Source organism: Paenibacillus sp. 22594 (assembly GCF_052044425.1).
GTDB lineage: Bacteria > Bacillota > Bacilli > Paenibacillales > Paenibacillaceae > Paenibacillus_AQ.
Genome location: NZ_JBQENA010000006.1, coordinates 214,783 through 229,207, shown reverse-complemented (window position 1 = coordinate 229,207; position 14,425 = coordinate 214,783). Strand labels below are relative to the sequence as shown.

The following is a 14,425-nucleotide window of genomic DNA, read 5'->3' as shown; positions in this document are numbered from 1 at the left end:
ACATTTATGCATGCCATTTAGCCCTTACCAAATTCATTCAATTCATGATTCGAGAGAATAATAATGGTTCTTTTGCTTCATATATTTTCCTCTGTTTAATCCGATATCTTAGTAAGGTATAGTTTTATACTCATACCATTTCATCTAAAGAGGAGTCGTCAAATGAAGAAGATTCAGAGGTTAACTAAAAGATTAGGGTGCATCCTGCTTGCAGGTGTATTGATCAGCTCTGCCTTAGGGGTAGGGAAGCTGACTCCACACGCTTCAGCAGCGGCTGTGGATAATGGGTATGTGTATTATAGCTCAGAAGATGAATCATTATATCGTGTACCCACTGCCGGGGGTAGTGCTCAAATGATCTCTGAGTATTTCGAGGGATCCTATCTAGACGCAACAAGCAAGTATTTGTATTTCTTTGATAATGAGGATACTAGCAAGCTACAGCGCTTGTCTCTGACCGAACCAGGTGCGCTGATCAGCAACTTTGCCGGCGATAAGGATATTTTATATTACCAGATCGAGGGTGATTTCCTCTATTTCATGGATGATAATGGCGTGATCTACCGTTCGTTGGCTGATGCGGCTGATGACAGCCAGATCAAGCAAATTGCGAATAACGCAGACACGGAATTCCCAGGATTCTCCGTCGAGAATGGGCGCATTTTCTACAATGTATTGAAGAACGGATCAAACACCTGGGCAGCCTCGAAGTCCCGGGACGGCAGTGGAAATGTTCAATATATCGCTCAAGGGGCCATCATCTCTTCTACCTATATCCATTCAGGTCCGACTGGAACTTCTATCATGGTAGATACCAAACCTGCAGAGACATATTATTCTCTGAACTCCATGGTTCTGTATACCCTTCCGGTTAGTGGAGGAAATCCCAAAGCAGCGAATGCCAAAAGCCCGCTGGATATGAATGCGACGTATTCAGGTTTTTGGTCCAATGACTATTATATCTATAACAAAGGTGTTACCGTAGACGATGAGGATAATTTCGTGTATTCCAAAAGTAAAGGCTTTGTGATAGATAAGAATGGAAAGTCGTTTCAGCTTAGTCAAAGCGGGATTGTCAGCCTTGCCGATATGGGTGGAAACAAGCTGGCCTACGTCGGCAGCAATGGTAAAGGCTATATCAGTACTATAGCCAACGGCAAAGTAACGAGTACCAAAACACTCGCACTAAGCAATGTGACGGATGTCTATAACCTGAAGAATGGAACAGCCGCCGGACAAATCGTGTTTTTTGCAAGCGACAAGGCTTATGCTGTAAAAGCGGATTTATCCTTATCCAAATTGAACGGCGTGACTTGGGATAACAGTGTAATCTATAACGATGTATCAGGGATCTACTATTATAACGCAGAGGATAATGAGAGCCTCTATAAAATGAGCGCTGATGGTAAAACGAAGCTGAAGCTCTCAGATGGACCTGTGACTGAAATCTATACAATTACCACTAAATAATATTACTCGAAATCACAGAAGCCCACAGCACTGCATCATGCGGTGCTGTGGGCTTTTTCAGCAAAAAGTACAGATTATCATTCTGAACGCAAAATATCAATATGAGCTAGCTGCGAAAGGTCCTCTACAAAACCCGGGTAGGATACGTCGATACAGCTGCAGTTGCGGATAATCGAAGGCTCATCCATACTGCTGGCGAGAACAGCGGCGGTCATGGCGATCCGGTGATCACCAGAGCTATCAACAATGGCAGGTGATGGATGCCGCCCCCCATGAATGACCATTTCGTCTTCACTGAAGGAGGTTTCCACACCAAAAGCTCGTAGTACCCCCGCAGTCGTCTGAATCCGGTTAGTATCCTTGTCCTTTAATTCCCGGCAGTTCCTAATCACAGTATCCCCTTCCGCGAACGCCGATACCGCAGCCAGCAAAGGAACCTCGTCAATCAAGCTCTGTATTCGCTCGTTGCCTTCAGCTAGAACAGGAGACAAGCGGGTTCCGGATGTACAATGGATATCGGCAACCGGCTCCCCGGACATCAGTTCCTCTTCCTTTTGCAGCGTCAAATGAAGACCCATCTCTCTAAGCAGGTGGATGAACCCGCTCCGGGTCGGATTGACACCCACCCTCTTAATCAACAGGCTGCCTTTGCACGCTATTCCCCGAATAGCGTATGCAGCCAGCAGAAAAGCCGCTGAGGACAGGTCACCTGGAACAATTACATCCTTAGCGGAAAAGGCACTCCCTCCCTTCAGCAAAGTAACATCGCCCTCGGTTTGAATATCTATGCCGAAATACTGCATCAGGCGTTCGGTATGATCCCGGCTTTGGCAGCTTTGCCGATAACGTGTGATCCCCTCCGCGTACAATCCCGCGAATAGCAGGGCTGACTTTTCCTGTGCGCTGAATACGGTGGCTTCCATGTCTATGGGAGACAATGGCGATGCTCCCTGAACCCTCAAAGGCAGACAGCCCTTCACACCAAGATATTCAATAGAGGCCCCCATGTCCATCAGTGGCTGAACCACCCAATCCATTGGCCTTGCCGAGAGCAGTGCGTTCCCGCCGAGTTCCGCTGCAAAGGGCTGTCCTGCCAGCACAGACAAGATCAGCCGGGCCGATGTGGCCGTATTCCCAATCTCAAGCCTGCCCTCTGGTACCTGCAAGCCCCGCAGCCCTCTCCCATAGACAGACAGGTCATCACCATTCCATGCAAACGTTACACCTAATTGGCGCAAAATAGCGATGCAGCTCTGAGTGTCACGGGAACGCAGCACACCCTGTACGGTGCCTCTGCCTTCGGCGATAGCGTTCAGGACAATGGCCCGCTGGGAGATGGATTTGTCTCCGGGAATCGAATTGAACACCAAAGAGCCTACATCCCGCTTCGCTCTGATTCGCAAGTCACACTTGGCCGGTAGCTCGACCCTGTTCTGTACCAATTCCAATTCTGATCACCTCATCATCCGAGAGTATTTGCGAATAGTCCATATCTCTTCCGGGAGCCAGCGGAATCCGCCGGTCACCCTTCGCCGCGTAGCTGCGGTAACGCTGCCTTTTGCGCTCCAGTCCAAGGTTGTTCTCGAAGGTATAATCGACTAGCTCCACCGCGTTCCGGCGCAGTGCAAGCGCAAGTAGATCAGCTCCCATCTTCGTACGCACCATTACCGTGGATGAAGCTTTGGCGGATACTCCGGCCTTGCTGGAATCAAAAATGTTGGGGTCCCCATCCGAAACCGAGATATCGGCAACACCTGACCACCAATCCGGGCAAGCGAGGCAGCGAAAGGTCTTAAACTTCTTGAACTCCTCCACCAGCCTATAAAAAGGGAGAAAATATTCCTGACCCTGCCTTGTCCTGACCACGAATTGTCCAGGATATTGCCCTTCCCGGTAGCGCATAAAGACAACATCAGCCAAATCGATGCCGAGGATCTCTGTAATCAGATGTTCAGTACCGCCAAGGGAGGTATTAGAAGCACATCCCAGCTCAATTGTGAACGCTACCTTGTCTGCCAGCATAGAGGAAGGCAGATGCTCCGGGAGATTCAGCAGCTTGTTGATTCCTTGAATCTGGCACGGCACACCTATAATGCCTATCTTGTCATATCTGCCGTCCTTTAGCAGATCCAGATTCGGCGTAATGCAGTAGCTGGTCTGTGCGCACTCGATAATCCGTTCCACCGAATCGGCAAGGTATGCCTTCGGCACCCAGGGGCGTTCTTGATCTCTCCCTACCACAATCACCGCGTCGGCCAAGTTCTCCTCCAGCGCCGTGATCGCCAGGATCGTCCCCGCACCACCGGCTGCCGCCCGGCCCAGGATCTCCGGGTCCGCTGCCGATAATTGATAGGTGGACAGGTAAATACCTGTCCAGCGTTCAAGCTCGGATCGGTTACGGCCGAAAATGCGGCGCTCGGACTCCATCACACCTGTGTCATACCCCGGGCACACATCCGAGCAGAGATTGCAGCTTCCGCAGGTGTCCGCTGCTTGACTCTCCATGCCTTGGAATACGGGAATCGGAACGGAATCGCCGTTCATTGCCAGCAGGCCTTGAGGGCATACTGCGGCGCATAATCCGCAGGAAGCACAGAGCGATAGATCAAGAATCTCTTCTTTGAGGGTGATAAAAGATGTCATTTCAGCACCTTGCCTTCCTCATAATCTCACGCCGCTCAGCGCGGAATAGACTTCTCTGGTTCTCTCAGCAATAGGGTGCCAGTCATACCGCAGCCGGACTTCCCGCCGGGCTGCCTCCGCAAGCCGGTCCCCCTCCTCAGGATCACGGAGAAGATACAGAATCCGGCCCGCAAGCATATGGGGATCTTCAGGAATGCTGATGAGCCCGGTCCGCCCGTGCTCCACAATCTCAGCAAGTCCACCGATATCGGACGCAATTACCGGGGTACCGCTTCCCATCGCTTCAAGCGCTACAATACCGAAGGGCTCATACAAACTGGGAAATACACAGACATCAGCAATCTCCAGCAGATAGCTTTTCTCCAGACTGTCCACAAAGCCAGTGAACCGGATGCTTGTACCAAGCTCGGCCGCACTTGCTTCAAGTTCGGCCAGCATAGGGCCCCGGCCTGCGATAATACATGTACAGTGCGGGAATTCCCGAAGCACCTCATGCATACTTTGCAGCAGCACCTGCACCCCTTTTTCCTTAACCAGCCTTCCAATGAACAAGACAATCTTTCCGCCATTCTGCGCATAATGTTCTCTTCTGAAAGAATGGGCAGGCATGAGCTCCAGTGAACGAAGATCAATGCCGTTGGGAATCACCTCTGTCCTTTGCTTGTCCAGGGTATGCACGGCGCAGACTTCGCTTTGCATGTGCAGACTGCATACAATAACCTTGTCCGACGAGGATACCAGTTCGTGTTCGATGGAATGGATCGTTTGCTGCTGCGGCGTGAATAATCCCTGATTTCTTCCATACTCTGTAGCATGGATCGTCGTAACGAGCGGCAGGTGAAGGCGCTGGCGCAGAAGAAGGGCCGCATAACCGACCAGCCAATCATGCGCGTGAATTAGGTCGAACCTGATGTTCCCGCTTAGCTGAGCTGTAACATAATCCACAATCGCCAGATTGAATTGAAGCACCCAATCCTCGAAGTCAGTCAAATTCTCATAAGAATTCACACGGTGCACGTGTACGCCGTTCTCCACCTCCAGTACGGGCCGCCCGGGCGCGGTATTGGTGACTACATGGACTGCCGTCCGCCCAGCCTGCAAATGCCTGGATAATTCATAGACATGAGGGGCAATCCCTCCAATCACCAAAGGCGGATACTCCCAGGACAGGATTAAGACAGATACGCTTGATTGCATAGGTTGTCCCCTCCGAATCTCTCAGTGTGCAATAAGTGAATAACCCGTGAAGAATTCCCACCATGTATTTTGCTCCAGCAGCGGTGGCGAGGAATGATCTCTTTGAAAAGAGAGCCAGTCCACAGACTCGGTCATGAGGTCTTCAGAAATATATAAAATATTCGACCTCGAAATCGGTACAAACGTTTGCACTTTTTTGATAATCCCCAAATCTGCGTAATAGTAGCGGTTTCCCGGCCTGGGAATTTGCATGTCCAGCGCTTGTCCAAGCGGCCTATCCACCGGGAACAGAAACTGTGCAAATTTATTGTCGGCAGAGAGGGCGGTAAGGCGGACAGCCTGCTGCAGCTCATGCCATCCACTTTTAAAATGCCAGGCAATCATGCTCCTTGTATCTTCGCCCAGCGTAGTCTGGAAGACCAGGCGCGCTCCATCAAACTGCAATCTCTCATCCATACGCAGCATCTCCTTTTGGACAACTGGATGAATTCTTGGCGGCCATCACTCCTGCCACTCCACAATCATTTCGGATACACCCTCCGGAGGCGTATGCCAGCTATGGGCCACTCCCTGCTCCCAGCGCACCGTTCCGGAATTACTTTTTAGCAGAAATTTAAATTCGATCCGGGAATCCGCCGGCAGGCTAATGTCACAGTACCAGGTGGGGTACCGATAGACGATATGGTTATAAAATGGCCCTGCGGCCCTGTCCGCTCCCCATGCTCCAAGCTCATACACATTCCCTGTTACAAAGACCTGTGAATCATAATCGGTGTGTATGTTCTTGACCACCAGCCTTACCGTAACCAGCTTTCCTGTCCATATGGTCAGCTCTTCCGTCAGCAGGAACTCCGTCTCCCCGCCCCTCAGCCCTTGTATCCTATGTGTGCCCGCTGGTATAGCCGGGACGTTGGCAACGATCCTATCGGATTCCCATGATATTACAGTTGTAGCATACCCACCGACTGTCAGACTGCCTGTATTACCCAAATGTCTTCCCTGAATAATAAGCTCACTTCCCGGCGCCGCTGCTTTGGGATAGAAGTGCAAGGCTGCCGGCTCCTCCGAATCAGACTCATACGCATAGACATAAGCAGAACGCGGAGCCATCATCATATTCCGTATATCCCTTGCAGCCCCTGGAGCCACTTCACAATCTGCGAACACGTCTCTCAGAATGCTGGAATACGTGCCTTGCGGAAGGGACGTCACCAGTGGCGGCAGAACATGTTCTCTCTCTTCCAGATTGAGCAGGACCAGAGCAACATCTTCCCTGTATCTACGCTCGAATGCCAGTACCCTGGTGTTCACATGTAGCAGCTCCGTACTACCATAACCAATCGCAAGGTTACGTGCCCTTAGGCGATTAAGCTCCGCCAGAATCCGGTAGGCGGGTGTCTCCCTGCTGAAGGAGCTCATCATGGCACGGTTATGCGGGTCATCTCCTCCACTCATGTACTGCTCGGTTCCGTAATACACCACGGGCAGGCCTGCGGAAGTCAACAGCAGCACAAGCGCCAGATCCGTAAGCGAAGGGTCCGAGTTCTGAGTAAACCGGCTCATGTCATGATTATCCAGAAAAATAAGCTGGTCGAACAAATGTTTATAGCTCCCGGAGGCTTCCCGGAGCATGTCAGCGAAAGCTTCGAATCCTCGTTCGCCGTGAAAACTCTCCCGTACCGAGTGAGTGAACATGAAATGCAGCAGGCTCATTCCGCTGATATTGGCAAACGCAGCATTATCCTGCGATCTTCCATGTGCTTCCAGGAACCATTCCCCGAAGAGATACGCCGGTTTTCTGGCATGAATGAATCCATTCAGTGAGGTTAGCCAGCCTGGAGGAATATGTTTGGCTGCGTCAATTCGGACCCCGTCGACCCCTTGATCCAGCCAGTAAGCAATACCTTCGCGTAAAAGCTCATCTGCCTGCGGATTCATTTGATCCAGTCCGGCAAGGTCATACAGGTTGCGGTACAGCGAATCCTCGGCATTCAGGAAAGAAGTGCCACCATTATGAAGGAACACACGCTCCATATCTCCCGAGTATGCAGCCACAAGCTCTCCAGAGCGGTACAATGCACCATTCTCCATGTAAGCAGGCTGCAATTCCAGTGCCGGCGATGTATGGTTGGGCGTAAAATCAATGATGACCTTCAGTCCATGCTCATGTGCAGTGTTCACCAGGGCTCTGAAGGTGTCCAGTGAACCAAAATACGGGTTGGGCCTGAGGAAATCTCTGGGCCAATAGCCATGATAAGAAGCCGTACCTGCTTCATCGTCCATGCAGACATGAATGTTCTCTGCAGGCTGAGAAATCAGTATGGCAGAAATGCCCATTCCCGTGAGATATCCGTCCCTAATCCTGGTGATAATCCCTTCCCAATCGCCGCCGAGATATTTCCGCAGATTGCTTGAATCCGGACTGAATAGCTCAGCCAGTGGACGGTTGCCAGGATTGCCTTCGTTGAAACGGTCGGTGATAATCTGATAGATACATTGGCCCGGGTTCAGCATAGTTACATACCTGAACCGGCCGGGACGGCATTCGCTGCATCGAGCAGGAGGTTCATGGTTTCTTCCGCCTGTTCGATAAAAAGCACATGAATTTGGAATTTCTGTTCCAGTTCCAGCTTGCGGGCAGTTCGTTGTTCATGGGGATAAATTTCATATTGCCCGTAAGAGGTCTCCATCTTATCTGGAAGCAGCAGGGCAAGCGGCCGCCTGGAGTAGATTCTTAGAATATCAATCGCATCTTGAATGTGCAAGTCGTCATCATAACCGGCAATCAGCAGTACAAACTCCGGGTCAAAGGCCCGTAGCATCGCGTATCTCAGGGAGTTGAATGCAATATTCATAGTAGGAAGGATGGAGCTTTGCCCCGCCATGATGATCCACTCGCTCCCACTGCGCTCAGCCTGATGAATAACTGAATCTATATAATACGGATACTGCTGAAGCGGACGGTGTGCCAGAAATTTGAAGATATCTCCTTCGGGCTGCCGGAAGAGGAAGCCAGTTGGTTCCGTGATAAAGGCTGTCGCCGGAATGCCCCACGCCCGAAATTTCCGATAGAGATTCATTTGCACGGTAAATTTGCCGATACATCCCCGGGTGGCAAAAATCCCAACCCTCTTAATCGTTCGGGGGCGGGAGAACATCAACGCCTCCTTCTCGAACTGTTCCAGATAGCGCTCGATATCCGTTTCGCACGTAGAGTAACGCTCGTCCATCTCTTGAATAAGATGCTCCCGCGGACTGTGAACCACGTCGATCTTTATTTGCTGCTCCGCCATCCAACTCAGCGTATCCCGGTCATAGATTTCATGCACACTAACCACCCTTAAGCCCCGGTCTGAAGCGTACATAACCAATTCGCGCCATAATCCGGCCAGATCATGCTCGGCGAATATACCCTTATTCCCGCCAAAAGTAGTGCCCGGATCGTTCAAGATCAGAGTGTCCGCACCAATCAGTCCTTCTTCCATAGACCTATGAATGAGAATCCCCGCGCGTTTCCCGTCTACCTGTTCTCCGGCATCTTGTCCGTCTTCCTGCACGAAGTCGATCACCGACACAATCTCCACGTCCAGCAGATCACGAAAGCGAAGCAAACCCTGCGTTATTTTATTGAATGGATACAGCACGACTCTCTTCATATTCGCTGCCTCCGCCCGGTTCATAATCTGACAGTCTTCTTATACTGGGACAGCTTGGCGGCTAGTCTGCCAATGTCCAGAACGGATTCGACATGCTCGGCTTCAAAGCGGCTGCGGATCTCTTCCTTGCGTCGTTCGATTTCTTCAGGGGTCTTCCAGATGTATTCTCCAAAATCAACTTCGTATTTATCTGGGATCAGAATGGCGAAAGGTCGGCTGGCATTGCCGTATATACGAAGAATATCGAGGCTGTCTCTGATCTGCTCATCATCATCATAACCTGCAATCAGGATCGTCAGGTCCGGCCGGAAGGCCCGCAAATAAGAAACCTTGGTCGCTGCAATCACGAAGTTCTCATTCGGCAGCAGGGAACCTTGCCCTGATAAAAGTACATAATCATAGCCTTCACTCTCCGCCTCCCGGACAGCTGCATGAATGTAATACGGGTATTGATTCAGCGGCCTGCGGGCAATAAATTTCATAATATCCCCGCCCGGTTGGTTGAACAGTGAAGCTGTAGGCTCGGTTATAATCGCCTTGACCTTCTCACCTGCCTGTTTAAGTTCTCTGAATAATGACATTTGGGCAGTGAACTTTCCCAGGCAGCCTCTTGTTGCGAATATCCCTACCTTGCAAATATTGTGGTTATAAGCGGTTATCTGGGCGTCTACATCAAAATAAGATAGATAAGTGGCTACTTCATCACCAGGGGAAGGAAATACATATTCGGATTGAAGCCGGTGCTCCAGACTTGCGGGGATTTGCGGCTCCACCTCAATGGTAATTCCATTCTTAAGTAGCCATTCCAGGGTGGGGCCGTCAATAATTTCATGCACACTGATGATCCGCAGCTTTCGCTCATGGGCACGGATAACCAACATTCTCCACAGCTGAGTGAGATTATGCTCGCCGTATACGCTTTCGTTATTGCCAAATGAAGTTCCCGGATCATTCAGAATCAAGGTATCAGCAGCCTCAAGCACCTCTTCGATGTTGTCCGTAATCGGAATACCCGCCGCTCTGCCTGCAACCAGCTCTGCCGCATCTTTACCCTTATGCAGGACAAAATCGACAACCGCCACTACCCTGAAATCCGTCAAATCCCTGAATCTGACCATCCCTTGCGTGATCTTATTAAAGGGATACAACACCACATTGTCCATGCATAACCGCCTCCTATGATAGAGAAAATGATAGACAACAATCGATAGACTTAACCGATTAAGCTGATACTACAATATTTTACATATTATATCAATACAAAGAAATAAAAGTATTTTCATGACATTCCATATCCAGAATTGACTCTTGACCCGCTCTAATGTTAATCTTTAGGAAATTGACTGATAGGAGATTTGATTGTTGAAAAAAACAACTATGAAGGACATCGCCATCAGGGCTAACGTATCCGTTGCTACCGTAAGCTATGTGCTGAATCGTGTGGATAATCAGACCATTCCTGAGAAAACACGGCGCCAGATTATGCAGCTGGCCGAAGAACTTCGCTATATTCCGAATCTGGCAGCCCGCTCACTTGCAAACCAAAAAACTGGTCTCGTAGGCGTATTGGTCCACAAATCCGTGCAAATGCCTTACTGGAAGCTTCATGCACAGCTCGCCTTTATTCATGCCTTGGAGCAACGGCTTACAGCAGCCGGCTATCATACGCTGCTCTACTCACTGGATGAAGCTAACCCTTCGCTGGACATTATTGTCGAGCGCAAACTGGAAGCCGTGTTTCTCATTGATGTGCTGGACGCATCCTTCTACTCGATCTCCAGACACTTTGTCGAGGGTATTCCCTTGATTCTGATTGACAGCATGATTGAAGATAAGCTGTTCAAGCAGGTGGTGTTCAATTACCGCTCGGCGCTTGAAGAGGCTCTGCCGGAGGATCTGTCGCAGGTCTGTTTGATTATGGAGAGCTTCAACAACTCGCTGCTAACCCGTTATATCCGCAGCAGTGTTCCTCTGGCTGACGATGCGGTCTTCGAGATCCGCGAACTACAGGATTTGAATCCAGCAATGGATCACCACCGCTTCAAGCAGGCGATCGTGATCAATGAATTCATTGGCAGCCACGTCGAGAAGACATGCGGCTTCGAGCACCTGACTGTAATCTGTACCTGTAATTCTCCGCAAATGCTGGGTGAAAGCGTGGAGAAGCTTCTCTTCCAAGGTGATAAGGCGGAAGTCGCATTTGAACTCATGCTTAAGCTTTTGCACGATTCCGATTACTCTGAGCAAGACAATAACTGCTATTTTATCGACTAATTTTTTTTGAGGACTAACTTAAACGCTTAAGTTGAAAGGAGAGAATACCATGTCCGATCCGGTTTTGGCTAGACAGTCGGTTGCTGCTGCACCCACTTACCCGGGACTTTGGGCCAACAAAAAATTTCTATTGCTGCTCTGTTCCTTTTCCATTTCTCTGTTTGGAAATACCTTTCACAGCATTGCTCTAAGTCTTTGGGTGCTCCAGACCACCGGCAGCGCCAAATTAATGGCTGTACTGACGATCATTAACCTATTACTGAGCTCACTGCTCGGGTCTATTGGAGGAACGTTCGCGGATCGAACCAACCGTAGAAAGATTATGCTGATTACAGATCTGATCAGTTGCATGCTGGTAATCGTGCTTGCCTTGGTCATCTCCGTCCCTTCCTCTTCCTTCATTATTGTGGCTGTGCTTACAGCGCTGACCACCGTGTCGGCCCTGTTCCAGTCTCCTGCCTACCAGTCTTCTATTATCACCGTTGTTGGCAAAGAGCATGTCCAGCAAGCGGTTGGAATGCTTAATCTGTCGGAGAACATTTGCCGGACGGTAGGCTTTTCGGCAGGAGGAATCTTTGTCGCAACCTTTGGTGCGTCAGACGCCATTTTATTCGATGGATTCACATTTCTCGTCTCCTTCCTGCTCGTTCTTGCTGTCCGTTCCCTGCCGATGCCGACTCGCGTCAATCATGAGCCCCAAGAGAAGAAGAAATTTATGCAGGATCTTGGAGACGGCATGCGGTATATCTGGAAGTTTCCTTTTGCCAAAGCAGTCATCATCATGCTTCCGACGCTCACGCTATTCTTCATGCCTTCGCTGATGCTGACCCAGGTCATGGCCGTCAACGTATGGAAGTCCAGCCCGTTCCAGTTCGGACTCATGGAAGCCTGTATTCCGCTCGGTTATATGATTGGCTCAGGCCTGATTATGATACTCGGTTCCCGAATCAAACGGCGGGGTTTATTGATTATGATCAGTCTCCTCAGTCTAGGCCCAATGTACATCCTGTTATCTTTCATCCCTTCTGCAGCTGCAGCTATTCCTGTCATTCTGTTGATTGGATTCATATTCTCGTTCTGCACACTGCTAATCAATACCGTTCTCCGGCTGGAAATTTCGGAAGAGCTTCAGGGCAGAGTCTTCGGCGTACTGGGGTCCGTTATGAGTGTAGCTCCGTCGATCGGTCTGACCATTGTCTCCTACCTCTCGGATCATTTCACTCCCGGTCCTGTCATGGGTTCCATTGGATTGCTGCTGCTCCTGTTCGCTTTATATGCTTCTACTAAGCTCAAGGTCATTCGGAGTTATAGATAAGGTGATATTGCGCCGATAGGTAGGTGTTCTTTTTCGTCCTGCGGCGAGACGATTTGAATTTTCATCTCTGCTTGACGAATCCAACTACCATAAGGTAATATTCCCCATATACAATAAACAACGCAGAAAAAGGGTAAGTAGACATTTCCCCAGTGGACTTGCAGAGAGCCGGTGGTTGCTGTGAACCGGTGTCCAGGATATGCTCGAATGGCCTTTGGAGTTGCTTTTCCGAACCATCCTTAGAAGGTGAAGTAGGGAAATGCCGGGAATCCCGCCGTTATCAGGGGAACGGTCTCGGGATGAGGAGTTGCAGCATCTCCGCACCGTAATGCGAAGACTGAAAAGTCTGCACCTTTAGTGCGGCTGAGCAGTCAATTAAGGTGGTACAACGACAACTTCGTCCTTATCGGACGGGGTTATTTTATTTTTCAAGGGGGTGATGGCCATGGAGGATGGCTGGTGGTGGCGGCTCACATTTCAATTTTACAAATTCCACAAATATGTATACAACCATTTTAGGAGGATGTTCACTTATGACAGAACGTGTGTTGACAGGAGACCGGGTAACCGGAAAGCTCCACCTTGGCCATTATGCCGGCAGTCTGCAGAACCGGGTGCTCTTACAGGATCAGTATGAATCCTTTGTATTTCTGGCCGATGTACAGGCGCTGACCACCCATTTCGAACAACAGGAACTGATTCGCACCAATATCCGCGAGATGACTCTGGATTATTTATCCGTAGGGATTGATCCGGAGAAGTCTACGATTTTCATTCAATCCATGATTCCCGAGATTGCTGAACTCACTATATATTTCTCCATGTTCGTATCCGTCAATGCGCTGCGCCACAATCCAACCATTAAGGCTGAATCCAAAGGACGAGGGCTAGACGAGCTGTATTACGGATTTCTGGGGTACCCGGTCAGTCAGGCCGCTGATATTGCCATTTGCAAAGCAACGATTATTCCTGTTGGTGACGATCAGCTTCCGCATCTGGAGCTGGCCCGCAAGATTGTGCGCCGGTTCAACGAGTTGTATCAGCCAATCCTTGTAGAACCTCAGGCGATGATCAGCAATACACCGAGACTTGTTGGTACAGACGGAAATGCTAAGATGAGTAAAAGTCTGGGCAATGCGATCGAACTTGATACTTCTGCGGAGGATATCGCCTACAAAATAAAAAGAGCGGTCACAGACCCCGCCCGCGTGCATAAAAATGATCCCGGACACCCGGAGATTTGCCCCATTTATGCTTATCATAGAGCTTTTGGGCCGGATCCGCTTACGGAAATACGCGAAGGCTGTGAACGTGGGACCATGGGATGCACGGCTTGCAAAGAACGCATCACATTGACATTAGAGCAGCTGATTGCACCCATGCGGGAGCGCCGGGCCTTTTACGCCTCACGGCCACACCTCGTGGATGATATTCTAATGACCGGAACGAAGTACACCCGGAGGATCGCCAGTGCGACGATGAAGGAAGTCCGTGAAGCGATGAGCCTTGATTATTTCGGCCTCTCCGCCATGGAAAAAGGGATGCTCTAATGCTGAGTTTACCGGAACTTCCCGTATTATTGCTAGATAACAACTGCGACTTCGGGCTGATTGCCCATGAGACTCCTATCCGTAGTACCCAGGATGCGGAGCAATACTTCGATCTCGCAAGAGCGGTTCCTACTCATGTCGTTCGGCTGAATCGTATCCTTGCGTTCATTGTTTGAGAATCAGTCCCCTTCTTCAAGCAGAAAGATGATTGATGGTGTGAAACATATAAATCCTTATATTTTAAAAATAAGCGGCCAGTGATTACTTGGTATCCTGTTTGGAATACCCGTATCACTGACCGCTTTTTCAACTGAATTGCC

At 49.8% G+C, this 14,425-nt stretch carries 12 protein-coding genes; 5 read left to right on the top strand and 7 right to left on the bottom strand.

Annotated features, from left to right (window positions below):
* Positions 1-162: 162 nt before the first annotated feature.
* Positions 163-1,470 (top strand): DUF5050 domain-containing protein, encoded by a 1,308-nt coding sequence (locus ACTJKB_RS20245; RefSeq protein WP_440836178.1) that lies wholly within the window; start codon positions 163-165, stop codon positions 1,468-1,470.
* A gap of 77 nt (positions 1,471-1,547) precedes the next feature.
* On the opposite strand, the gene aroA is transcribed toward ACTJKB_RS20245, so the two are convergent.
* From aroA to ACTJKB_RS20210, 7 genes are read right to left on the bottom strand one after another with little or no spacing between them, the layout of a single operon-like run.
* The gene (gene aroA, locus ACTJKB_RS20240) at positions 1,548-2,918 is read right to left on the bottom strand and encodes a 3-phosphoshikimate 1-carboxyvinyltransferase (RefSeq protein WP_440836177.1); all 1,371 of its coding nucleotides are present in this window, start codon (positions 2,916-2,918) and stop codon (positions 1,548-1,550) included.
* Entirely contained in the window at positions 2,875-4,113 is a 1,239-nt protein-coding gene (locus ACTJKB_RS20235) for a Coenzyme F420 hydrogenase/dehydrogenase, beta subunit C-terminal domain (RefSeq protein ID WP_440836176.1), read from the bottom strand. Before ACTJKB_RS20235 ends, aroA begins: the two co-directional genes overlap by 44 nt.
* A gap of 18 nt (positions 4,114-4,131) precedes the next feature.
* The gene (locus ACTJKB_RS20230) at positions 4,132-5,310 is read right to left on the bottom strand and encodes a glycosyltransferase family 4 protein (RefSeq protein WP_440836175.1); all 1,179 of its coding nucleotides are present in this window, start codon (positions 5,308-5,310) and stop codon (positions 4,132-4,134) included.
* Positions 5,311-5,331: 21 nt separating this feature from the next.
* Positions 5,332-5,766 (bottom strand): hypothetical protein, encoded by a 435-nt coding sequence (locus tag ACTJKB_RS20225; protein WP_440836174.1) that lies wholly within the window; start codon positions 5,764-5,766, stop codon positions 5,332-5,334.
* Positions 5,767-5,811: 45 nt separating this feature from the next.
* Positions 5,812-7,824, bottom strand: a complete 2,013-nt coding sequence (locus ACTJKB_RS20220) for an alpha-amylase family glycosyl hydrolase (protein WP_440836173.1) — start codon at positions 7,822-7,824, stop codon at positions 5,812-5,814.
* A gap of 2 nt (positions 7,825-7,826) precedes the next feature.
* Complete coding sequence (locus ACTJKB_RS20215) at positions 7,827-8,966, bottom strand: DUF1611 domain-containing protein (protein ID WP_440836172.1); 1,140 nt, start codon at positions 8,964-8,966, stop codon at positions 7,827-7,829.
* Between the two features lie 20 nt (positions 8,967-8,986).
* The gene (locus ACTJKB_RS20210; protein WP_440836171.1) at positions 8,987-10,129 is read right to left on the bottom strand and encodes a DUF1611 domain-containing protein; all 1,143 of its coding nucleotides are present in this window, start codon (positions 10,127-10,129) and stop codon (positions 8,987-8,989) included.
* Between the two features lie 199 nt (positions 10,130-10,328).
* Between ACTJKB_RS20210 and ACTJKB_RS20205 the strand changes: the two genes are divergently transcribed.
* From ACTJKB_RS20205 to ACTJKB_RS20190, 4 genes are all read left to right on the top strand, one after another.
* A complete protein-coding gene (locus ACTJKB_RS20205; protein WP_440836170.1) occupies positions 10,329-11,240 on the top strand; it encodes a LacI family DNA-binding transcriptional regulator in 912 nt (303 codons plus the stop codon).
* A gap of 49 nt (positions 11,241-11,289) precedes the next feature.
* Positions 11,290-12,555: an MFS transporter gene (locus tag ACTJKB_RS20200; protein WP_440836169.1), complete on the top strand. Its 1,266-nt coding sequence runs from the start codon at positions 11,290-11,292 to the stop codon at positions 12,553-12,555.
* A 533-nt stretch (positions 12,556-13,088) separates the two neighbouring features.
* Positions 13,089-14,105: a tryptophan--tRNA ligase gene (gene trpS, locus ACTJKB_RS20195; protein ID WP_440836168.1), complete on the top strand. Its 1,017-nt coding sequence runs from the start codon at positions 13,089-13,091 to the stop codon at positions 14,103-14,105.
* Complete coding sequence (locus tag ACTJKB_RS20190) at positions 14,105-14,281, top strand: hypothetical protein (RefSeq protein WP_440836167.1); 177 nt, start codon at positions 14,105-14,107, stop codon at positions 14,279-14,281. Before trpS ends, ACTJKB_RS20190 begins: the two co-directional genes overlap by 1 nt.
* Positions 14,282-14,425 lie beyond the last annotated feature (144 nt).